The sequence below is a fragment of the Halomonas sp. KO116 genome, from assembly GCF_000734975.2.
GTDB classification, from domain to species: Bacteria; Pseudomonadota; Gammaproteobacteria; order Pseudomonadales; family Halomonadaceae; genus Vreelandella; species Vreelandella glaciei.
This window is the reverse complement of the sequence record NZ_CP011052.1, coordinates 3,103,060-3,126,676: the sequence shown is the minus strand read 5'-3', so window position 1 is coordinate 3,126,676 and position 23,617 is coordinate 3,103,060. Positions and strand designations below refer to the sequence as shown.

The window sequence follows — 23,617 nt, the reverse complement described above, 5'->3', positions numbered from 1 at the left end:
CAAATTTAATATAGTTAAAGAGATTACGGTAACACTGCGGTTAATGCATCTAGCGTTTGGTCAATGTGTGCTTGGGTGTGGCCACATGAAAGGAAGAAGCGCAGCCGCGCGCTTTTTTCAGGCACTGCCGGATGCAGGATCGGTTGCACGTTGATCTGCTGTTCCAATAGCCCGTGGGAGACCCTTGCTGCTGCCGCAGAGCTGCCAATAATCACCGGCACGACGGCAGCCCCGATGCTTTGGCCAGTATCCAAGCCGCGGGCGGTGGCCTGCTCGAGGAAGTAGCGCGAAATAGCGTGCAGATGCTGAACACGCTCGGGCTCTTGCTGCATGAGTTGCAGCGCCGCCAGCGAAGGGGCTGCCACTTGCGCGGGCATGCCTACGCTGTAGAGAAAACCGGGCGCCAGATAGCGCAAGGTCTCCACCAGTGGCTTGCTGCCGGCGATATAGCCGCCGCAACCTGCCAAGGCCTTGCTCATGGTACCCATCCAGATGTCCACATCGCGCGGGTCGATATTGAAATACTCGCGCAGCCCTAGGCCGGTGTCGCCCATGACCCCAAAGGAGTGGGCTTCGTCGACCATTAGCCAGGCTTGATAGCGTTGCTTCAATTCGATAAAGCGCGGCAGCTCCGGGATGTCGCCATCCATGCTGTAAAGCCCTTCGATTACCACCAGCACGCGTTCAAACTGATGCCGATGACGGGCCAGCAGGGCTTCCAGGGCGGCCGGGTCGTTATGGCTAAACGACATGCGCTTGGCGCCAGAAAGCTGTGCGCCGACGAGGGAGCTGTTATGGATATACTCGTCGTGGAGCACTAAATCTTTAGGCCCCAGCAGGTAACCTAGCGTGGAGACGTTAGTGGCGTGACCGCTCACAAACACCACCGCATCTTCAACGCCGTAGGCCGTAGCGAGGGCCTGTTCCAGCTCTTGGTGGATAGGCCGTTCGCCGGATACCACGCGACTGGCGGAGACTGAGGTGCCGTAGCGGGCCACGGCATCGCAGGCGGCCTGATTGATACGCGGGTCGCCTGAGAAGCCGAGGTAGTTATAGCTGGCAAAGTTGATGCAGGTCTGCCCATTAATCACGCTGGTCGCCCCAGCGGTGCCTTCGTGTACCTTGAAGAACGGGTCGACCAAGCCGAGCTGATCGGCGGCCTGACGCATCATGGCAATTTGCTGATAGCCGGGTTGTGCATCAAAGCGCGTAAAGCGCTCAGGCACTGAGCGCTGCTCAGCCCCTTGCCCATTGGATGACACCGTGGTGCTGCTGGCAGCACGCGGCGCGGTGCGTTTGCGTGCTTGTTCCAGAAGCTGCTGTTTCAGTTCAGAGCGCTTGGCGGTCATAGTGTCTCAGTTGCAGATAATGAAGAAGCAGACGCAGTGTTTAATCCTTCGGTGCCGTGCTGGGCTGCCAGTGCGGCTATCGCATTTTGCGGAGGTTCTTCAACATCGTCGTGCTGATGCATTTTCTGAATAAGCACGCCCGCGAGTTTGTCGAGCGTCGATGCTTCGCTGAGCACCATGACTGACACCTGAACGCCCAAGCGGTTCTCGATGGCGGTCATTAGCTCGACGCCCATTAGGGAGTCAAATCCCATGTCGTAGACCGAACGGTGGATATCGAGCTTCTCTTCATCAATTAGTAAAATGCTGGCCAGTTCGGCGCGTAGTAAGTCGGTGATCGTACTGTGTAGCTCCTCTGGCGAGAGGTTGGCCAGCAGGGCGCTGATGTCGTCGTCGGCATCGACGCTGCTAACATCGTCGCTGGCACGGGCAATTTCATTAAAGCGGGGCGCTTCAGCGGTGGGTAGGAAGCGAGCAAGCGCCCCCCACTCCAGCTCCAGAACGCCCAGGCTTGGCCCTGGGGTCAGCAGCATTTGCTCGAGCACATTCAGCGCGTCATCCGAACGTAGTGCCGAGCCGCCCAGACGCTCTTGCAGCGCATCCCGGGTGCGGGTGTTGCGAGCCAGGAAACCGACATCTTCAATGGCGCCCCAGCGTACGCAGGTCGCCGGTAAGCCAGCGGCGCGGCGGTTAGCGGCAAAGGCTTCTAGCCAGTGATTGGCGGCGACGTAGTTAGCCTGACCGGGGTTACCGAACAGCGTGGTGGCCGACGAGTAGAGCACGAAAAAGTCCAGCGCCGTTTCACGGGTTAGCGCATCAAGGTGGCGGGCACCGTCGATTTTGGGCGCCAACACTTTCTGAATACGTGCGGCATCCAGGTTGCGGATTAGACCATCGTCGATCACCGTGGCGGCGTGCACTATGCCGCGTAGCGGTGCGAGTTCAGTCTTGGCACGCTTCAGTACCGCGGTTAGAGCCGCGCGGTCGGTAATATCGCAGGCCGCAGCCACTACCTTGACGCCCTGCTGCTCGAAGGCCGCCATGGCTGCTTGGGCTTCTTCGCTGGCAGGGCCGCTGCGGCTAAGCAGAATCAGCTGCCGCGCACCTTTCTCTACTAACCATTGAGCGGTTCTTAACCCGAAGCCACCCAGGCCGCCGGTCACCAAGTAGCTGGCATCCGCTGAAAGCTGTATCGCTGCCGTGCCCAATACGTCGTTCTGGGGTGGCGCGATGGGCTGTTCATAGGTCACCACGACCTTGCCGATTTGACGCGCTTGCTGCATATAGCGGAAGGCGTCGATCACTTGCGTGTGGCTGAACGAGGTAAACGGCAGCGGGCTCAAGGTGCCGTCGTTAAACAGCGCCATCATTTCGCCAAACAGGCGTTGGGTGAGCGCGGGCTGCACCTTCATTAGCTGATCGGAGTCGATACCGAAGTAGCTGAGGTTATTGCGGAACGGGCGCAGGCCAATATGGGTGTTTTCGTAGAAATCGCGTTTGCCCAGCTCCAGGAAGCGGCCGAACGGGCGCAAGGCGCGCAGGTTCTGGTTGATCGCTTCTCCGGCGAGCGAGTTAAGCACCACATCCACGCCTTCGCCCTGGGTGTCTTCCAGGATCTCTTCGGCAAAGGTGAGCGAGCGCGAGTCATAGAGCCGATCGATGCCCATCAGACGCAGGAAGTCGCGCTTCTCTTCGGAGCCCACCGTGGCGTAAATTTCCGCGCCTAGCCACTGGGCGATTTGCAGCGCGGCGATACCTACGCCACCCGCGGCGCCGTGAATCAAGACTTTTTCGCCGGGTTCTAAGCGCGCCAAGTGCTTAAGCGCGTAGTAGACCGTGAAGAAGGTGGTTGGGATCGTGGCGGCCGCGGCAAAGCTGATGCCTTCCGGCAGCGGGGCAACGGCGTGCTGGCTGGCGATCACCTTATCGCTAAAGCTGGCAGGGCCGAAGCCGACTACCGCCTGGCCAGGCGTCACGTGGGTGACGTTGCTACCCACGGATTCGACCACGCCCGCAAATTCGAGGCCCAGGGTCGGCCCCGCGAAGCCGTTCTCAATCGCTTCATCGGAGAGCAGGCCCAGGGTGTACATCACATCGCGGAAGTTAAGCCCGGTGGCTTTAACGCTGATGGCCACTTCGTCAGCATTGGCTGGCGGTAGCGGGCGAGGGCGCCACGTTAACTGGCGCAGTTGCCCAGGCATGGTAAAGCCTAGCGTCATCGCTTGCTGTGGCTGTTGGGCCCGCTCGTTAGTCGGGGCTACCGCCGCCGGGCGCGGCGCGGGTAGTGTGCGCAGCCGAGTGGCAAAGCGGTGGCCCTGATGATCGATCAGCGCTTCGTTTTCGCTATCCGGCTGAGCCAGCAGCGTGGCCCAGGCGTTTAGCGCTGGCTCGCTGATCGTTGCCGGTACATCCAGCAGATAAACGTTATGCCCCACGGCTTCGTTGGCCAGCGAGCGGCCAAAGCCCCAGAGCGCGGCATCACCGGGCGCTTCGTTCGCGCTAGTGGCGGGCGATGCCTGCCAGAGCGCACTAAGGCCGCGGGTCACCAGCCATAAGGAGGCGGCCAGCGACTGCTGCTCTAACGCCAGCGTCCACTTAAGGGCGTGATCACAGCGGGCGGTTTGCGCTTCAGTGCTGCTAGCCCCCAGGCCACGCAGGTCAATGACATTGAGCGTTTGCTCTGAGTGATTAGCCAGCGCCGGTTGCATTAATGCCTGAGCCAGCAGCTCAGCGGGTTCGCTCTGGCTAATGCTGAGCAGCGCGGAAGCGTCTTGCGATTGCAGTGCCTCGACGAGATTGGCCGCCAGCGCTTCATTGTTTTGATCGGCGACCACTAAGTGACGCCGTTGAGTCACGGTGGACTCATCTTCGTCCGCGGCTAACGGATAGTGGGCGTGGAGCAGATAAGCACCGTTCTCGCTCTCTTCCAGCGCCATGGGCGTGGAAACCACAAAGCCTTGATCGTTTAGCCAGCCGATCAGCGTCGCTTGCTCCAGCGCGGTTTGATCGATGCCGGGTGTGGCCAGCAGGTCATCCAGCCAGCGGCTCGGGGCGATACCAATCAGCATGACCTGGGCGCCTGGCGCTAGCTGCGCGGGCAGTGCTTCTATCAATTGGCGCGTGGCGGCGGGATGGGTGATATCCACGCTGACAAACGCTACTTGGGCTTTTTCAACGCCCGTGGGGGCGGTTAACGCTGCAGTATCGTTTTGGTCAAGGTGCTGCATATCCATCAGCGGGAAGCGTTCTTGCAACTGCTCCACCTGATGACGCGTGCTATCGAGGGTGGTGATCACGCGGTAATGGGTAAGGTCGTGGTAAAGCGCTTGGGCGCTGCGTTCCAGTAAGCGTTCGCCCAACGCAGGCGCACTGGGGCCCGCTTCAAGGAATTGCAAGCGCTGCCCACCGGGGAGCTCTGTTATCAGCGCATCTATTAACTCGCCTAGCTCGCCTGCCAACGCCTGCCAGCCACTTTCGCCCACCAGGACGCGGTTCAAGCGCGCAAGGTGTTCCTGGCTAATGCCCAGCGTTTCAAGATCGCTGCTGCCGCTGCGCAGCGCTTGTTGGTGAAGCCCTAAACGGCCCACCAGATGGATAGGCGCAAAGTAATCGGGGTAGTCCTGCACCAGCAGTTGCCAGATAACGTCAGGCGAGTGCTGTGCGCCTTCTGAATCAGTATCGGTTTCTGCGTCCGGACGCTGCTGAGCAAAGGCTTCACTGAGGCTGTCCAGCAGCGGGGCGACTTCGTTGCCATAGCGATGGCCGGTGCCCTTACCGTAAATAGTGGCAATATCGGCTAGGCGGGCCAGCGCCTCGGCGGGCAGTGCCAGTGGTTCTGAACGCAGTGGTGCCGGGGTCAGTTCCACATCCAAGTAGCTGAAATGCTGATGATGCGCGCGGTTAAGACGAATCGCTTTGAAGCGGGTTTTACTCAATACCGCAACCGCATTGCCGGCGGCGTCATACAGCTCGAAATCGGCGGTAAAGGAGTGCGGTGCGCGCTTACCCATCACCGCGCGGGCGATCACCGGCGCGCCCGCCTGAGTGTTCACCTGAATGCGTCCTACACGCACTGGCACAAAGGCCAACTGGGCGGCAAACTCGCTGTGCTGGGCCAACAGCGGGATAAACATCTGGAAGGCGCTATCCAGAATGCCGGGATGTACGTGCAGCGTGCTGAGTTGCGCCTGTACATCATCCGACAGGGCAATCTCACCAATCACCGCATCGCCTTCGATCCAGCCTTTGGAAATGGCCTGGAAGGCGGGGCCGTAGTGCAGGCCGATACGCTCGGCCATCTGCAGGTGCTCTTCGAGCGTGTAGTCCGGTGCGCGGGAAGGTAGCGCTGGGGCCTTACGGTTAAGCAGGAACCCCCGGCTTTCGCGCATGGTGCGGGCCACGGCGTTCAACTGCCACTCACTGCCGCTGGCGGGCTCGCGGGAGTGGATCTCCAGGCGGCCATCTTCCGGCAGGTAGGTTAACCGCATGGCACGGCCATGGGGGCCGTCCAACAGCAGCGGGGCGCGAATTTCCAGCTCTTCGATATCCAGCAGGGGGCTGTCTTTTAGCTGTAGCGCCGCGGCCAGGGTCAGTTCCACAAAACCGGCACCGGGGAAGACGGCGCCTTCACCCACCACGTGATCCGCCAGCCAGGGCTGGCGCTGGGTATCGAGCTGACTTTCCCAGGTGTGTTCGTGCTGCGCCAGCGGGTAGCCCAGCAGCGGGTGCTGGTAGTAGCGCATAAGCAGCCCTTGACCGTCGTTAGTGCCTTGTACCCAGTGATGACTACGCTGCCAGGCATAGCGTGGTAGTGGCACGCGTTGTCCTACTACTGGCAGGTGGCGGCTAGCCAAATCAAGACCGCTAAGCAGCAGTTGGCCTAAGCAGCGTTGCAAGCCTTCAAAGCCCGGTTTATGGCGTTCAATGGTGCCGAATACCAGACCGGGGCGCTCCAGCTGGCGCAGTGACTCATTGAGGTAGCGGCGCAGAATGGGGTGAGCGCCAATCTCTACAAAGACGTTATGACCTTGCTCCATCAAGGCGCTGGCGGCAGCGTCAAACAGCACCGGCTCACGAATGTTTTTCCACCAGTAGGTGGCGTCCAACTCAAGCCCGTCGCTTAGTTCGCCGGTCACGGTGGAGTAGTAGGGGATCTGCGTCGTGCGTGGCGTGATATCTGCCAGCGCGTTGATCACGCCTGCTTTAATACTGTTCATTGCTGGACTGTGGAAGGCGTAATCCAGCGGTAGGCGCTTGGCAAAAATGTCTTGCCCACTTAGCGCGGCTTCCAAGGCACTCAGTTGCCGGCTATCGCCCGCCAGGGTAATGCCTTTAGGGCTGTTGATGCCGGCCAGGCAAACCTTGCTGTATTCGGGGTTTTCGAGCCACTCGGCGATGTCGTCGGCGCTCATGGCCACGGCGGTCATTTCGCCTTGGCCGCGGGTTTTGCCCTGATAGTCGCTGCGGTAGAAAATCACTTTCACCGCATCTTCCAGGCTTAGCGCACCGCTGGCCCAGGCGGCGGCCACTTCACCTACGCTATGGCCGAACACCGCAATGGGGGCAATGCCTTGCTCACGCAACCACTCGGTCAGCGCTACTTGCAGGGCAAACAGCGCGGGCTGGGCAATTTCGGTCAGCGCAAAGCGATTATCGTCGTCTTGCCCATTACGGCCTTCCAGCTCGGCGCGCAGCGAGAAATCACCGTGCTGCTGAAAGAGGGTGTCGACGTGGTCAATCGCGGCGGCGAAAGTCGGGGACTCGCTGAGCAGGTCGCGGCCCATGGTTTCCCACTGGCAGCCGTTGCCATCGTATACAAATACCGGCCCGACCGCGTTAGGCAGGCGCTCGAGGGTGGCGATGTCGTTATTTTCACCGCCAGCAAATTCGCTGAGCAGCGTGGCCGCTTCGTCCGCGGTTTGGGCAAACAGCAGCGCGCCATGGCGATGGCGTTCGCGGTGGTGGAACAGCGTATAGGCGATGTCGTATAGGCTGATCTCACTACTTTTGTGTGAGGCGTTCTCACGCAAATAGTGGGCGAGCGTTTCGGCACTTTGGGTAAGCGCTTCAGCGCTGCGGGCACTAAGACGAATCGGCAGCGTCGAACCAGGTGCCTGCGGCTCGGGTTTGCTCCGCTCGGGCGGGCTTTCCAGAATCACGTGGGCGTTGGCCCCGCCGAAACCAAAAGAGTTAATGCCGATAACGAGGCGGCCCTCTTTTTTCAGCGGCTGGCCTTTGGTGACGACTGATAAATTCAACTCATCAAACTTGATGCGCGGATTAAGCTTACGAATGCCAATGGTGGCAGGCACTTCGCGGTGCTGAATGCTGTAGAGCGCCTTGGCGAGACCCGCTACGCCGGAAGCCGTTTCCAGGTGGCCCAGGTTACTTTTCACCGAGCCGATCAGCAGCGGTGTTTTACGGTGCTGGCCGAGCGCTTCGCCAATCGCACGGGTCTCTATGGGATCGCCCACGGCGGTGCCGGTACCGTGAGCTTCCAGGTAGTCGATCTCGTCCGGCGAGATGCCCGCCTGCTGGTAGGCGCGTTTCATCAGGTCAATCTGAGCGCTGGGGTTAGGTACCGTCAGGCCGGATTTATGGCCATCCGTATTGACCGCCGAGCCTGCCACGACGGCAATAATGTTGTCGCCGTCGGCGACCGCCTGGTCGTAATCCTTGAGCAGGAAAATGCCAGCCCCTTCCGATCGCACATAGCCGTCACCCGCTTCGTCAAATACCTGGCAGCGGCCGGTGGGCGAGAGCATGCTGGCTTTGGAGAAGATGATAAAACCGTAGGGGTGCAGGTGAAGGCTGATGCCGCCCGCCAGCGCCATGTTGGTTTCCCCACTGCGAATCGATTGGCAGGCTTGGTGAAAGGCCACCATGGAAGACGAGCAGGCGGTATCCAGCGACATGCTGGGGCCATGCAGGTCAAACACGTAAGACAAGCGATTCGAGGCGATGCTGGAGGTATTGCCGGTGGCCGTGGAAGCGTCAATGGCCGACATGTCGTCCGCTAAGCGGTACGAGTAGTCGAGACTGGCGACACCTAAAAATACCCCACACTGGCTGCCGCGCAGGGAGCTGGGCAGAATGCTGGCGTCTTCCATGGCTTCCCAGGCGAGCTCTAATAGCATGCGCTGCTGGGGGTCCATGTTGGCCGCTTCACGGGGTGAAATACCAAAAAACTCAGCGTCGAACCCGCTGATATCGCCCAGGCTACCGGCGGCAAAGGTCACGCTGGTGCCGGGATGGCGTTTATCCGGGTGCAAATAGGCCTCGTGGCTCCAGCGATCGGCGGCCACTTCGGTCACTAAATATTTTTCGGCTTGCAGGTCCTGCCAGAACGTTTCAGGGGTGGTGCCGGGGAAACGATGGGCGGCGCCGATGATGGCAACGCGTTTAGTCATTCTTGCTCCTGAGGTTCTGGTTCTGCCTTGATCACATCGCTATTCATAGCATGTCCAAACACCTGTTTGAACAGTTGGACACCAAGCTCGTTTGCGGCTAGCTCAAATGGCTCTCTCGCTGCTGCCAGACTGGCCGTTGCCATCTGTTCAGTTGACCATATCATGTAGGGGGTGCGGCTATCAGGGGGCGTAAAGTGTGTGTACGCCTCCGGTAGAATCGGCACATGATCCCCATACCATCCTAGCAGCCCCGGTCGCTTTGCCGTATTTAGCGAATTTTTAACGCTGGCCAACATCTTGTCGGATTCACTTAAATGGTGCAAATAGACCGCGAGGTCACGCAGATGACCGGGCAGTGGCCAGGGCGCATTGGGCAGCGTGTTAGCTAACGTCGTCTGGTTGGGTGCTTCCAAATGTAGCGGACCGTGATTTTCCATGGTGATGACAAAGATAAATAGCGGCCTATTATCGTCATCTTCAAGCAGGCGTCCAATCTTTCGTGCAACTGCTAAGTCGCTAATGTAATGGCCGCTTTTATCGCAGCTCTCGAAAGCATTGATATCTATAAAGTGATCAAAGCCTAATAGGGGGATTACCTTGTGACGAAAATAGAAGCTCGCCAGGTATGGGTGCACACACACGGTGCGGTAACCCGCCGCTTTCAGCGCACTCGCCAAGCTGGGACGTGGATGGCGTGAAAGGGTGCGATAGGGATTGAATTGGCGTGCGCCCCACTGGTCGGGGGGGATGCCGGTTAATACCGCGCACTCGGTACGCACGGTATTGGCGCCCCACGCGGGCACATTCAGTGCGCCGTGTTGTAGGGCTTTGGTGCGGGTATTGTCATAATGGCGAAGCAGATTGGCATCGACCTCCTCACACCAAGGGCGCGGGTCGAAAAACGATTCACTCTGTACCAGTACTATGTTTGGCAATGTCTGGTTTGGCAGTGTTTGGTTAGGCAGAATTTGCTCATCTTTAGATGCTTTAGCCACCTCGGTTAAGTGATAAAAAGGCGACTGTTCTGGTGTTGGAATAGGTGAGCGCATCAGCGCCATACCGTATGCCCATAGGCTGGCAAACAGTCCTAGACGCTGCAGGTCTTGAGTGGGTTGCAGGGTAATGGCGGGCAGCTTGGGTGTGCTGAAAGAGAGCACCAGTACGCCGATGGCGATGACCTCAAACGCGCTGATTAAAAAGCGGCTAGCGCCCTCGCTAGTGACTAGCGACGTTTCCCAGTAGAAAAATGCTCCAATGGCAACGGCCGCCGCGCTGCTGGCAGCAATCGCCAAGCCAACTCCGAAAAAAGGCACGTATAAGCGCGGATGCAGAAGGGCGTCCCAGAAGTATTCAAAGTCGTGGCAAATAAACGGTTCGTTGAGGGTGTTCGACTTGGTGTTGCTCGACTGTACGACGACGAGCTGTAGCGAGAGGAATACCATGACCGCGAACCAGGGACGCTGCAGCAGCAACACTAATAGACCGAACAGCAGCACCCATGAGCCCGCATGCACGCCATTAGCCGCCACGCCGCGCTGCCAGAAGGGGCGCGGCCGCGGTTTGAGCAGGGCTTCGAATCCACCGCTTAGTAACAGGCCGATTAGCAGTGGCCACATCAGCGCGCTAATCATGGGGCGTGCCTGCTGAGTGATTAAAGCCCAGGCGTTTAATTAGCCACTGCGAAACGGCGGCGGGCAGCACCGCTAACCACCAGGTGCCGAAATTAAGCGGGAAGGGGAAGCTTACCCGTGCGCGGTTAGCGGTAATGCCGCGCTTGATGACGTTGGCGGCGCGCTCGGGCGGCCACTCCCACGGTTTGGGGCCGGGCATGGCGTCGCACATGGGCGAGGTCACATAGCCGGGCATCACGACAGTCACTCCAATGCCATGGGGGGCGAGCAGCCCGCGCAGCCCTTCGCCGTAGGCTTTAATGCCTGCCTTGCTGGCGCTGTAGCTGGGCGTGGTGGGCAGGCCGTGCCACGCGGCAAGCGAGCTGATCAACACCAGTTGGCCGCTGCCGCGAGCCTGCATGGCGGGCACTAGGTGTTGCACCATGGCGATGGGCGTTTTCAGGTTAATATCCAGCAGCGACTGCACGTCTGCCCAGGGCTCTAAAATAGCGGGGGCTTGGGGGTGGGTGTTTTTGCCCGCATTGGCAATCACGATATCCGGTACCTGCCCGGCGCAAAGGTCGTCTAGCCAGCTTTTTAAAGCGTGGTCATCGGTTAGTGTAATGGTCGAGAGTGTGACTTGGGCACCTTGCTGGCGACAGATCGAAGCCAGCGCTTCAAGCGTTTCTAATTGCCGGCCGTGCAGTACGAGATGGGTGCTGGGGGCGGCATAGGCGCGGGCTAGCGCCCCGCCAATCGCACCCGTAGCGCCAGTGATCAGCACGCAGCGTGAGCGTTGAGATTGGCTCACAGCCTCTTTCACACCAACATTCACAACAACTTCTCCAGCGGCGAGGGGCAGGCTTCGAGTATGCGGGCGGCGTTATCTACCGCTAAATCAATACCGGGTTGGCAGTAGTAACCGCCATTGACCTGCACAGTGTGCATCACCGTTTTTCGAAAATAGCCAAATAGCTCTCTGTCAGGCGGCTGCGGCTGCTGCCAAAAATCCGCTAAGTCACCTTGGTAGGTTAACCCATCCAGATTATAGATGGGATCGCTAAGCGCAAAGGTTGGACAATTCTTTTCCAGCGATACGATGCCCACGGTGCTGTTAACGGTTACATTGCCTCTAGCATGTTTGAGCAGGGCGTTGAGATCCCCAGACTCTAAATAGACGATACGCCCTTGCAGGCCGTGGCATTCAGAAAGCTGTTGAATGATTTTGGGGTAGTTGACCAGCCCCATATCCAGTGGGTGGTTCTTAATACATAGCTGTGAATCGCTGGGCGCGTGTTTAGCAAACGATGCCATCACATCGTCCATCACTTGTTGCATATTGGCGTAGGGTGAGTGATCGCGAATTTGCGCATCGCTATTTAACTGTAGCGGCAGTATAAAATAGGGGCGGCCACTTTCTATCAATACCTTGATGCGTTCGGCATCGCGTTTTTTCCAAACGGCTTTTAACTGGGCGAAGCGCTTCAGGTAGCCCGCGTACTCAACAGGGGCCGTGATCGGCGCGTGATTGCGGTAGCGCGGTGCAATAAGTGGATTGGCCAAACCAGCCAAGTGGTAGCCAACATCATGCACCGCACGGATTTTGAAAGAAGACCGAAAGTGCACGGGTGCCGATGGCTTGGGCAGCGCTTTGCCGGTTTCATAAAACCAGCTTGGGTCACGGGGCAGCAGCGAGTGGCCGTTAACGCCTTCGCGCTCCAGGGTGATCCAGAACGGGCGAAAGTAGCCTTCTTCAAATACATGGGTGCGTACGCCTGCGGCGGCGGCATTATCGACGGCGGGGCGGTGAATGGGGCGGCGGTCACCGAACACGACTTGGTCGGTAATTGCGTACTGCTGCCACAGATGTTGGATATAGCCGGGTAGTTCGGCCAGTGGGCCGCGAAACAAGTGGCTTTCGCCATGGGTGCGCTGCCAGTAGGCGATATCGCCAGCATTGAAGTTGACCTTAACGACACGGTGCCCATCGTTGACCAAACGCTTGGCCAAGCGCTGGTAAAACGGTGAGCAAACGCCCTGCAAAAATAAGAATGCACGCTTCTGATGCTTCAACTCAATGCCTTCCGATCAACAAATTACGATAACAGCGGTAGAGATGCTGTTTCCATGTAAGGGTGTTTTTTTGTGTTCTTGCCTGTTCCAACAGGCTGACGACGGTTTCAGCATTGCATAGCTGGCGGGTCGTTGGGTCTACATAGCCGGGGTAAAGAATCAACGTGCCAGCCACCAGCGCATCCAACGAGAGTGAGCGCATGCGGCGTGGGCAGCTAAGCGCATCCTGGGTTAGCCCCCAGCCCGCATAAAATGGCAGGCCGTAGGTGGTGACTTCCCGCTTGCGTAGCAGTGCTTCAAAGCCGGTTAAAGAGCTCATCGTATGAACCGCATCGACGCGCTCTAGCAGGGTTGCAATGTCAATATCACTGGCGTCTAGATCATACAGGCGTTTTGCGTTGGTATCGAGTGCTCCAATACGTGCACCGCTTACTACATCCGGGTGGGCTTTGTAGACAATAAAGGCATCTGGATGCGCGCTCCGGACGGCACTAAGCAGCCCGCTATTGGTATTGATGTGCGGGGAGCCGGTAGCAATCGAGGCGTCGCTTTCTACTTGGCCGGGCACCAGTATGGTGTGGCGCCCTTTGGGCAGCCTAATAGTAGCCTGACCACCTACGTTGTACTTTGAGAGCTTGAGCGCCACTAGCCGTTTACGCAAATATTGGGCACGCAGCAGCAGGTCGTTGCTAAAGTGAGCATGATTAAGCTGGGTTTCTAAATCACTGGGCTGACTGGGGTCGTAATAGATGCCTTGGGAATCAATCACCAGCGACAATGGCTGGGTGAGGTCGACCCCGAGTCCCACCGAGCGGATGAAGCCATCTTCCATGCGCCATAGTTTGGCCATGTGTTGGGAGTGCTGATGTTTAAAATCAGCATCAATGCGGCTTGACCATACCAGCAGATGCTCTTCGGGCTGTTCGCTGGCGGGTAATTTAGCATGATAATTTACTTGAGCGGCGGGGCCTAAAAAATCGCCGATAAAGCGCCGTTTCCATGAGGAAAACCCGCATGCCCGCCAGTTTCCCCGGTAGCGCTCCTGCTGGCGCCTTTGGTCGGCGATCAAGGCGATGGTCTCTTCTAGCGTGACAGATTGTCGAGTGTAAGGATTAACGTAGCGACAATAGCGTAAATAAGCAGCGGCAAACACTTCAACTAATGGGCGTTTAATGCGGCGACGGTGGCAGGCCACTTGATCATGGGTGAGGCCCCAGCCTGAATAAAACGGAATGCCAAAGCAGTGTACCTGCTTACCAGCAAGCAACGCTTCAAAGCCCAGTTGGCTGGTCACGACGTAAACGTGATCAACTTGGTCAAACAGTGTCCAGGGATTAAGGTCTTCACTGATTACCCGGCAGCGGGGGTGGTCAGCGGCATTAAGCAGATGGCCCTGTTTTTTGCCCGCGATAACATCGGGGTGGATCTTGACCAAAATGTCGCTTTCGGGATGCGCTTCTAACGCGGCTTCCAGCATTTTCTGAAAACTTTCCGCTTGGGCGCCGCCGTAATAAATAGAAGCATCTCCAGCGGTTTGGTCAACCACTAATACGCGGGCTCGGCTCGAGACCTGAAGCGGCTGGTCGGGGGCATGGTTATATTTGGAGAGACGATAGCGGGTGATCAGCGCCATGCAGCGTTCTGCTTGGACTAACTCTTCATCGTTGAAGCTGGCTGTGTTGAGCCAGTTTTCCAAATCAGAAGGGCGTGACGCATCGTAATAAATGCCGGTTTCATCGACGACCAAGCTGTGCGGTTGAAAGCCGTCTACACCCAAACCTAGCGAGCGTATAAAGCCATCCTCTAGCGCGATATAAGGTAACTGATGTCGTTTTGCATACTGTCTGGCACGAAGGCTGGTGGGCTTTAACCCCCAACCAATGACAGCATTCGGCTTCGGCTTCAATGGGTTGAGGTGGACAAAACGATCAAATTCGGGCAGCAGCGTGGTCAGGGCGACCAGTTTGCGAATACCCGAGGATGTATAACCGGCTGTTCGTTTTGCCATCAGTAAGGCCGCAGTAATGTAGCAGGATGAAGGATAGGTGGGCGAACATACGTGAATTGGCTAGGGTTATCAATTCACAACTCCCTGAAAAGCCATGGAAGGAAGTGGCAATAGGGCGGGCTGAGCCGCGAACCTATATTGTATTTATAATATTTTATAGTTTTTCCATGAAAGGCTACTAAATTGTTTACCAGTCAATAAAAAAAGTACCCAGGAGGCGGGCCCATCTCGATAAGCTTGCCTGTGCGCACTCTCCAGCTCGGGCATTAACAAAAGCTATGTATGGTTGATGTACATCAACGATCACATAGGTAATACTTTCTATAAGTTGGTTGTTGAAAGTATTTAGACAATACTTGCCTGCCCATCTCAATAAATGAGTTTTAATGCATATCAAGTTCGCTAGGTGCGTGCAATTGTTTCTATGAAAGTCATACTCCTCCCTCGCTCATTAAGAGGCAGGCTACTGCTGGGGCTAGCGCTTACTTGGGCTTTAGTCGTGACATTGGTATTGGGCATGTCGTGGCAGCTTGGTAAAGCGATGGTGCATCAGACGAATATGACCCATCTGCGTTATGAGGCCTCTCTTCTTGCTAGCGAAGTTACCCAGCAAGTTGAGTTGCGTATTCATGCACTTGAAAGGCTCGATGCCATTCTTGGTGACAATAATGATGCTGAGGCACTACTCAAGGCCTTGCGTGATAATGATGCTTTAATGACATGGTTTGAGACGCTTATAGTCGTCGATTCTAGTGGACACGTGTTAGTTGACTGGCCGGAGGTAGAAGGTCGTGCTGGCCTTGAAACCGCGCATCTTGAGTACTTCGAGGTGCTGCGAGGCACTCGAAAAAATTATGTTAGTGAACCATTTGTAGGGCGGGTGACTGGTATGCCAATGGTGCTCATTGGTGTGCCACGAACTGATGTATACGGTCAGTTTGCCGGGTTTGTGGGTGGCGTGGTGGCCCTAAACTCTAGCGGTTTATTCGAACGTATTGCAAAGATACGCTTGGGGGAGAATGGCTACGCGAGTGTTGCAACGGCGTCTGGCAAAATCTTATATCACCCAGATAGTGCGTTAGTTAACTTAGATGTGCCGAACAAGGCGTTAAATCCTTGGTTAGACTTGGCGTTAGATGGCTGGGAAGGAGATGGCTTCGGTGAGCTTTTAGACGGCCAAACCGCACTACAATCCTATGCACAAGTGTGGCCTGCAGGTTGGATTATTGGGCTGTATTTGCCGGTTGATCAAGCACAGTTGCCACTGGCAGGCTTTATTCAGCAGCTATGGTGGCTTTGGATCGCATTGATTTTGCTGATGTTCCCTTTAATATGGTGGATGTTAGGCCATCTCCTTTCTCCTCTTAAGCATTTAGAAACCCAAATTGGAGAAGTCGGGATAGGGCATCGTGAAAGCGTCAGTCTTGCCACCAACATGCTCGAGTTACAGCAAGTGGCATATACCTTTAACCGGGTCGATAATGAGCGCCAGCTATTGATGAGTAATCTTCAGGAGCGGGAAGCTTTTCTTGATTCTGTTTTAAACACGGTGCCCCAAGGAATGTTTGTTGCTGACATTAATGGCGATATTACCTATATGAATCCAGCACTTTTGAAATTGTTGGGGTTTTCTTCTTATCTACCTTTAGAAGCATGGTTTGAACAGATTCAATTAGAAGATCGCGACGGGGCTAGAGACCTCTGGCGTCATAGTTTACGCACGGGGAGTGATTTTGTGCGTCAGTTACGCTTTTTACGCAGCGATCAAGAGCTGCTGTGGCTGGATATTCATGCTCGTGTGGTCATGCTTTCCCAGGATGGTCATACACTTGGGTTGGTAGGAGTCGTTAAAGACATCACAGAACGCCGGGAGCAGGAGGCTATTCAGCGTTGGGAAGCGGAACATGACCCGCTAACTGGCTTGTTAAATCGTCGAGGTTTTGAGCGCCGCCTTGAAGAAGCCTTTGCCGATTTCCAAAAAACCAGCACGCCTTCGGCTCTTTTGCTGTTCGATTTAGATCACTTTAAGCCCATCAACGATGAAGGTGGGCATGCCTTGGGAGATGAAATGTTGCGTCGTATTGCTCAGGTAGTCGCCCGGGAAGTGCGTCGTAGTGACCATGCCGCTAGGCAGGGCGGTGATGAATTTGGCGTGCTGTTGCCCAGCTGTACTTTACTCCAGGCGCAAAAAATAGCTGAATCATTGCGCAAAGCGGTAGGTGAAATCTCGGTTGAACATGAAGGTAAAGAGTACGTCGTCACTTTAAGCATCGGCGTTACCACTTTTGATGAAGACGACACCAATGTGATGGATATCTTAGCGCGGGCCGATGCCGGCAGCTATGCAGCCAAACGCCAAGGGCGAGATGGGGTAGTGGTCAATCCGCCCCAAAGTCATGATGATGTCATGGAACTTTTCGATCGGTTTTAATAGTTATCGCTATGCACCAAGCCGTTTTGATGCCTGTGGTGTGCTTAACAAGTCGACAAAACTTGCCCAGCAGTAGAATATAAGCAAGTGCTGAATTTGTTATTATAAGCCAGTTTTTTAAAATCAAGGCTGATCGAGATACTGTTGTGAACCTAATTGAACTGTTTGCTCGCACGCTGGATATTACGCTGCCTGTTTTTGCGATGGTGTTTATAGGCCTGGGCCTTAAGCGCTTGAAATGGATCGATAGCGCTTTTGTCTCGACCGCTTCCGCACTGGTATTTAAAGCAACGCTCCCCACGCTGATCTTCCTTAGTTTAATCAAAGCCGATCTAAGCGTTGCGCTAGACGTATCGCTGATGGTGTTTTTTGCCGTGGCTACGTTGGGGCAGTTTTTATTGAGCTGGGTATGGGCGCGATACCGTGTCGTGCATCAGGATCGCGGCATTTACGTTCAAGGAGCGTTTCGCGGCAACTGCGGGATAGTGGGGCTGGCGTTGGCCGCGGGAATGTACGGGAACTACGGGCTTTCTGCGGGTAGCCTGCTGCTGGGTGTGGTGATTGTGACGTATAACGCGCTTTCGGTTGTCGTGTTGGCCTTCTACCAACCGGGCCAGTCCACCGATTGGCGCAGCCTGCTTAAGCATGTCGCCAAAAATCCGCTGATTATTTCTGTGTTTGCGGCGTTACCCTTTACGGCACTGTCGATCCCGCTACCCAGTTGGGTGATTACCTCTGGGGACTATTTTGCCTCGTTAACACTGCCGCTGGCGTTGATTTGTATTGGGGCGACGCTCTCCGTGTCGAGCATGCGCGACAGCAGTCAGGTGGCTCTCGGCGCTAGCTTGATGAAAATGGTGACGCTCCCGATACTTTCTACTGTGGCGGCTTGGCTAATGGGGTTTTCAGGCGAACAGCTGGGCTTGCTGTTCCTGTTCTTCGCCAGCCCCACTGCCGCGGCGAGCTTTGTAATGGTGAAAGCGATAGGCGGCAATGTGGCCCTGGCAGCCAATATCATCGCCATCACCACGCTAATGGCGAGCATTACTGTCACGCTAGGCATCTTCGCGCTGCGTTTGCTGGGCTGGATATAGCCATTCGGTTGGCCCTACCTAAGTCGACGCGTTATACTACGCGCCCGCAAGTTAAGACCACGTTTGTCCCTGTAGCTCAGTAGGATAGAGCAGCCGCCTCCTAAGCGGCAGGTCGCAGGTTCGACTCCTGCCAGGGACGCCAATTAAATCCATGGCTTAATGACGTAATTCTCTAGTGCGTTCCCCACTCAAGCCTTTAGTTCCCCCCCTAGTGGTTCCCCTAGTGTTCACAAGCACTGCATTGAAGCGGCTCTTTTCGCTTGCGCCCCAAGTTACGTGAGGATGGGCTTATGGCCCTGGACACGTGGATGATAGATGCCACTTCAGTGCGAGCCACACGCGCTGCCGCTGAAGGCGGCAAAAAAGGGGCTCGAAAGAACCGCTAGACCTCGCCCTTGGCCGTTGCCGCTTCGGTTTAACTCCCAATTCATTTGGTGTGTGATCGTCATACTTGGTCACTGCCATTAACCCTGCCCGCCAGCCAACAAGTAGCTTTTCGGCACTTCGCTTTCACGTTGAAGAGAATCTCTCTGCCACATAGTGTCAGGCGTCCTCACAGACGTAGTCGCTATAGAGTGGCTGATAAAGAAGGTGACAGCGGTGAGCTGCGCCATGACTGTGATAGGCACGACATGCGGTAGGACGCTGCTTTTGCTGGCTTAAAGAGTGACGCCGCATCGCCACACTCGACCATTAGTCAGCGCCTCACCATGCACTTATTGCTTGAATCCAGGCTTATAGCCGCTCCGAATTTCCGGAAGGATTGCTGATTCATCAATCTACCGCTTGATTCGGAACGAAAAGCTTAAAAAAACCAGTTTGGTCATTTCTCTACGGTGGTCATGTTGTGTGCAAACGAAGCGCGGCAGTAAGCTCCAATCCAAGCTTGCCTTGCAGGCTAAAAAAACAATTACTAAAAACGCTAGGAGAAACGCAATGTTCAAGAAAACCACTCTTGCCGCCTCTGTCATCATGATGTCCATCACAACAGCGCAGGCTGAAGGCCCTTACCGCATCGGCATTACTCAAAACAACGTGGGTGTGGATAGCTATCAAACGACCTATGAAAGTGCGTTTGAAGCTGCTGCTGAAGAGGCAGGCAACGTTGATATTGTGGTGTTAGATGCCGGCGGTGATGTCGCTCGTCAGATTGGTCAAATGCAGGATCTTATCCAGCAGCAAGTCGATGCCATTATCATTTGGCCAACCAATGGGCAGGCCGTAATTCCTGCTATTCGTCAGGCTCATCAGGCGGGCATTCCTGTCGTCGTGACTAATTCCAAAATTGCTGAAGCGGGTCTTGAATTCATCGCTGCCTTTTCAGGCCCAGATAATGTTCAGCAAGGCATTGCCTCTGCGGAAATGATGTGTGATGCCCTCGGGGGCGAAGGGCAGATCGTGCAGATTGCTGGCCAGCCGGGCTACACCACCGCCATGGAGCGAGCGACCGGTTTCGAGGTGCGTCTTGCTGAAGCTTGCCCTGGTGTAGAGCTGCTGGAGACGCAGCCCGGTAACTGGAACCGTGAGCGGGCTCAGCGGGTGATGGAAGATTTCCTGACTAAATATGACCGTATTGACGGCGTTTATTCCGGCGATGACAACATGGGGGTCGGCGCATTGAATGCGGCGAAAGGCGCTGATCGTGCCGATGAGATTATCTTCATTGGTGCCACGAATTTCGCCGTTGGTTACGACGCGATTGAGCGTGGCGAGTATTACGGTTCTATCTATCAGTCTCCCGTAGATGATGCGGAAGCCGCCCTACAAACGGCTTTGGATGTGTTAGCCGGAGAAGAAGTGCCGAAGATGAACTTCTTTGAGACACCCAAGATCACTGCTGAAAACCTGAGCGAGTTCGATCGTCCCGTTTTCTGAAGCGAGGCATGCTGCTGCCCAGAGCGCTGCGTTTAGTGCGTCGTCTCTGGGAGCCAGCATGCACCTGAAAGTAGGGTTTCTGCACTGGATTTCACGGTAAGCGTCTATGGATGATGTCGTTGTCCATTGCGCTAACCGGGTGTTCCGGGGTGTTTTTATACAGGTGATTAGCATGGCTTTCGCAGAACAATCAAAATCCAATCTGCCGGCAGGAAAACTTAGCAAAGCAAGCGTCATGAGTTTTCTATCGGCCCAGGGAATTCTCATCTTTTTCCTGGTTGGCATGTTCGTTTTTTCTTTCTTTTCTGAGCAGTTTCTTTCCCAGTCAAACATCATGACCGTGGTTCGCCAAGCCTCGATTATTGGCATTATCGCCGTAGGTGTCACGGTGGTGATTATTGGCGGTAATCTGGATCTTTCCGTGGGGTCGATGCTGTCGTTTTCGACGGTGTTGGTGGTAGACCTACACGATAAGCTTGGCCCCACCACGGCCATTCTGATGATGTTTGCATTAACGCTGATGCTGGGTGCCGTCAATGGCATTCTGATCGGTTTTTTGCGCCTTAACTCCCTGATTGTCACGCTGGCGATGTTGTCTGCCATCCAAGGCTTCGTGCTGATCTACAGCGGTGGCCAGAACGTTGATATCGCGAATCAGGACGGCACGTGGTTTGCGTTCTTTGGGCGTGGCTATATGGCGGGGATTGCTGTCCCTATCTTGCTGTTTGGTTTGCTGGCCATTCTGGTTCAAGTGGTGATGAGCTACACAGGCTACGGACGTCGCATCTTTGCTGTCGGTGGCAATCCCATGGCTGCCGTTTATTCGGGCATTCGCAAGAACTGGTGCGTGTTCAGCACCTATCTAATCTCAGCGTTCTGTGTGGCGTGTGCGGCACTTGTTCTTGGCTCGCGGGTAATGGGCTCACAGAACAATGTTGGCCAAGGTTATGAGCTGCTGGTGCTGGCCGGGATCATCCTGGGTGGTACTAGCCTGCTGGGGGGCGCTGGCAGCATCTGGAAAACCGTGATTGGCGTGCTGATCCTGGGCTTTATTCAGAATGGCCTGCTGTTGATGGGCTACCCCTATTACATCCAGTGGATCGTGACCTGGGTCATCATCATCCTGGCCGTATGGCTGGACCTCGCCAACAAGCGCAAGCGCTTGCTAACGACCCACTCATAACGCGGAGGAGTAACACATGACAAGTTTAAAAGGGTTCTTCCGTGGTAGAACGGCTATCCAACCGATCTGGGTGTTTGTTATCGCCATCTTTATTTTCTTTAGCTTCATGTCGGAGTACTTCCTGTCGTTTGGCAATCTCGCCAATATTCTGGTGCAAACCTCCACCATTGGCCTGATTGCCCTTGGCATGACGCTTGTCATGATCAACGGCAATATTGATTTGTCGGTCGGTGCGACCTTGGGGCTAGCGGCTTCATTGGCAGTCGGGTTGCAAGAGACGAGCATGACACTGGCGATTCTTGCGGCACTCGGTTCAGGTGTGTTGCTGGGCGCGATTAACGGCCTGATTGTTTGGAAGACGGGCGTTAATGCGTTCATCGTGACGCTAGGTGCCATGTTGGGTGTAAGGGGGTTAATCTTTCTATACACCGGTGAACAGTCGTTTTATGCGATGAATTTCGCCTTCTCTGACTTTGGTGCCAGCACCATCGGACCTTTTCCAGTATTAGCTATTATCTTCCTGATTTGCACATTGATCATGCACCTAGTGCTGACCCGAACCGGCCATGGGCGCAACACCTATGCGGTGGGCGGCAACCCTGAAGCATCGATTGATGCAGGCATTCGGTTAGGGCGCCATATGATGATTAATTTCATTATTGTGGGCTTCTTTGCTGCACTGGCAGGGGTGCTGTTAGCTAGCCAGATGGGGGCTGCGACACCCAATCTGGGTCGTGACTATGAGCTCTGGGTGATTACCGCAGTGGTATTAGGCGGTACCAAGTTAACCGGTGGTTACGGCAGCATCGTCGGCACCCTAGGCGGTGTGCTGGCCATCGGTATTCTGCGCAACGGCATGAACATGATGCAGGTGCCCGCGTTTTATGTGCTGGTCATTCTCGGCGCTATCCTCATCTCGGTGCTGATTATCGACAAGAAGCTTAATGCACCCTCGGCTAAGGAGGTGCGGATATGAGCCCTTCACAACACGACTTTTCATCTAACAAACGACAGCCGATTAACGCTGAACCGATACTGCGGCTTGAAGGTATCACCAAGCGTTTTCCTGGGGTGGTTGCCCTAAATAGTGTGGATTTTGACGTGCGGCCTGGGGAAGTGCATGCCCTGCTTGGCGAAAATGGGGCAGGCAAGTCGACACTAATGAAAGTGCTAGCGGGTAAGCACCAAGCGAATGAAGGAAAGATCATTCTTGCTGGTCAGGAAATGGCCTTTGAAAACCCCAAGCATGCCAAGCGGGCAGGCGTCGTGCTGATTCATCAAGAGCAGTCGCTGGTACCCGAAATGACGGTGGCCGAAAACATCTTTCTCGGCAGCCTGCCAAGAAAGCCGTTCAATCGCGTTGACTGGCGCAAGCTGCGCGAGGATACCAATAAGATTCTTGAGACGCTTAAGTGTGGTTTTCAACACGATGACTTAGTGGGATCGCTGTCGATTGCTAAGAAACAGATGGTCGAAATTGGCCGAGCGTTGGCGTTTACCCCGCGCGTAGTGGTGTTCGATGAACCGACGGCATCGCTCACTGACCATGAAAAACCAGTGCTCTATGACGTGATCAATTCGCTGTGCGAGCAAGGCGTGGGGATTGTTTATATCTCCCACCGCATGGATGAAATTTTTCACTTATCACACCGTATTTCCGTACTGCGGGATGGTGAATACACCGGAACCGTCAATACAGCGGATACCAACGAGGACGAGATCACTCGAATGATGATCGGCCGCAGTTTGGAGCTCGATCATGCCAGCAAACCGAGTAACTTTGGCGACAATTTGTTGGAAGTGCGCAACCTCTCGGTGAAGCGCGTATTCGAGAACGTCAGCTTTAATGTTCGCAAGGGTGAAATTGTGGGCATGTACGGCCTGGTAGGCGCGGGCCGCTCTGAGGTCGCAGAAACCATCTTCGGACTGCGCACGCCTTCCACTGGCGAGGTGGTGTTAGACGGCAAGGTGTTGTCCTTCCGTAACTCCCATGACGCCGTGGTTCATGGCGTTGCTTTGGTGCCTGAAGACCGCAAGGATCAGGGACTGATTCTGGGAATGAACTGCCGAGACAACATGACTCTGGCAAGCCTTTCTAGCGTGTCGTCACTGGGCTTTATGGCGAGTGCCAAAGAGCGTGAGGTGTACGACAAATACCATCAGGCGATGAAAATCAAAACCCCCAGCTGGCGCCAAAAAGTGGGCAACCTGAGCGGTGGTAACCAGCAGAAGATCGTCATCGGCAAATGGCTGCATACCCACCCCAAGCTATTGATTCTTGATGAGCCAACCCGAGGCATTGATGTGGGATCCAAGTCGGAAATCCACACCCTGGTTAAAGACCTGGCCAAATCTGGCTATGCGGTGCTGGTGATCTCTTCCGAGATGCCCGAGGTGCTTGGCCTGAGTAACCGCATTATCGCTATGTACGACGGTCGCGTTACCGCTGAGTTTGATGGTGACAACGTCAGCGAGGACGAGCTGGTTCAGGCAATTACCGGAATGGGCAAGCAGGCGCAGGCGAGCTAGCTCGCCGTTTTGCGACTGATGTGCTCTGCCAAGAGCACATACAGACCACTTCAAAC

Annotated in this window: 12 protein-coding genes and 1 tRNA gene; 7 read left to right on the top strand and 6 right to left on the bottom strand. The window is 55.5% G+C overall.

Going from position 1 to position 23,617, the window contains the following annotated elements:
• Positions 1 to 23: 23 nt before the first annotated feature.
• From KO116_RS14435 to KO116_RS14410, 6 genes are read right to left on the bottom strand one after another with little or no spacing between them, the layout of a single operon-like run.
• Entirely contained in the window at positions 24 to 1,349 is a 1,326-nt protein-coding gene (locus KO116_RS14435) for an aminotransferase class I/II-fold pyridoxal phosphate-dependent enzyme (RefSeq protein WP_035566752.1), read from the bottom strand.
• Positions 1,346 to 8,758 carry a type I polyketide synthase gene (locus KO116_RS14430; RefSeq protein WP_035566751.1) on the bottom strand — a complete coding sequence of 2,471 codons (7,413 nt, stop codon included), beginning with the start codon at positions 8,756 to 8,758 and terminating at the stop codon, positions 1,346 to 1,348. Before KO116_RS14430 ends, KO116_RS14435 begins: the two co-directional genes overlap by 4 nt.
• Complete coding sequence (locus KO116_RS14425; RefSeq protein ID WP_035566749.1) at positions 8,755 to 10,389, bottom strand: LTA synthase family protein; 1,635 nt, start codon at positions 10,387 to 10,389, stop codon at positions 8,755 to 8,757. The genes KO116_RS14430 and KO116_RS14425 overlap by 4 nt, the downstream gene beginning before the upstream one ends.
• Positions 10,382 to 11,179 carry an SDR family NAD(P)-dependent oxidoreductase gene (locus tag KO116_RS14420; RefSeq protein WP_035566901.1) on the bottom strand — a complete coding sequence of 266 codons (798 nt, stop codon included), beginning with the start codon at positions 11,177 to 11,179 and terminating at the stop codon, positions 10,382 to 10,384. Before KO116_RS14420 ends, KO116_RS14425 begins: the two co-directional genes overlap by 8 nt.
• A 20-nt stretch (positions 11,180 to 11,199) precedes the next feature.
• Positions 11,200 to 12,441 (bottom strand): capsule biosynthesis protein, encoded by a 1,242-nt coding sequence (locus KO116_RS14415; RefSeq protein ID WP_035566746.1) that lies wholly within the window; start codon positions 12,439 to 12,441, stop codon positions 11,200 to 11,202.
• Position 12,442: 1 nt separating this feature from the next.
• Positions 12,443 to 14,449, bottom strand: coding sequence for a capsular polysaccharide biosynthesis protein (locus tag KO116_RS14410; RefSeq protein ID WP_035566745.1), 2,007 nt, complete (start codon positions 14,447 to 14,449; stop codon positions 12,443 to 12,445).
• A gap of 517 nt (positions 14,450 to 14,966) precedes the next feature.
• On the opposite strand from KO116_RS14410, the gene KO116_RS14405 reads away from it, so the two are divergent.
• From KO116_RS14405 to KO116_RS14370, 7 genes are all read left to right on the top strand, one after another.
• Positions 14,967 to 16,880: a sensor domain-containing diguanylate cyclase gene (locus KO116_RS14405; protein WP_082072597.1), complete on the top strand. Its 1,914-nt coding sequence runs from the start codon at positions 14,967 to 14,969 to the stop codon at positions 16,878 to 16,880.
• A 146-nt stretch (positions 16,881 to 17,026) separates the two neighbouring features.
• Positions 17,027 to 17,974, top strand: a complete 948-nt coding sequence (locus KO116_RS14400; RefSeq protein WP_035566740.1) for an AEC family transporter — start codon at positions 17,027 to 17,029, stop codon at positions 17,972 to 17,974.
• Between the two features lie 65 nt (positions 17,975 to 18,039).
• Positions 18,040 to 18,116, top strand: a tRNA-Arg gene (locus KO116_RS14395).
• A 794-nt stretch (positions 18,117 to 18,910) separates the two neighbouring features.
• Complete coding sequence (locus tag KO116_RS14385) at positions 18,911 to 19,849, top strand: sugar ABC transporter substrate-binding protein (RefSeq protein WP_035566738.1); 939 nt, start codon at positions 18,911 to 18,913, stop codon at positions 19,847 to 19,849.
• 235 nt (positions 19,850 to 20,084) lie between these two features.
• Positions 20,085 to 21,032 carry an ABC transporter permease gene (locus KO116_RS14380; RefSeq protein ID WP_035566896.1) on the top strand — a complete coding sequence of 316 codons (948 nt, stop codon included), beginning with the start codon at positions 20,085 to 20,087 and terminating at the stop codon, positions 21,030 to 21,032.
• 16 nt (positions 21,033 to 21,048) lie between these two features.
• Entirely contained in the window at positions 21,049 to 22,008 is a 960-nt protein-coding gene (locus tag KO116_RS14375) for an ABC transporter permease (RefSeq protein WP_035566735.1), read from the top strand.
• The gene (locus KO116_RS14370; RefSeq protein WP_045812142.1) at positions 22,005 to 23,561 is read left to right on the top strand and encodes a sugar ABC transporter ATP-binding protein; all 1,557 of its coding nucleotides are present in this window, start codon (positions 22,005 to 22,007) and stop codon (positions 23,559 to 23,561) included. Before KO116_RS14375 ends, KO116_RS14370 begins: the two co-directional genes overlap by 4 nt.
• Positions 23,562 to 23,617: the final 56 nt, after the last annotated feature.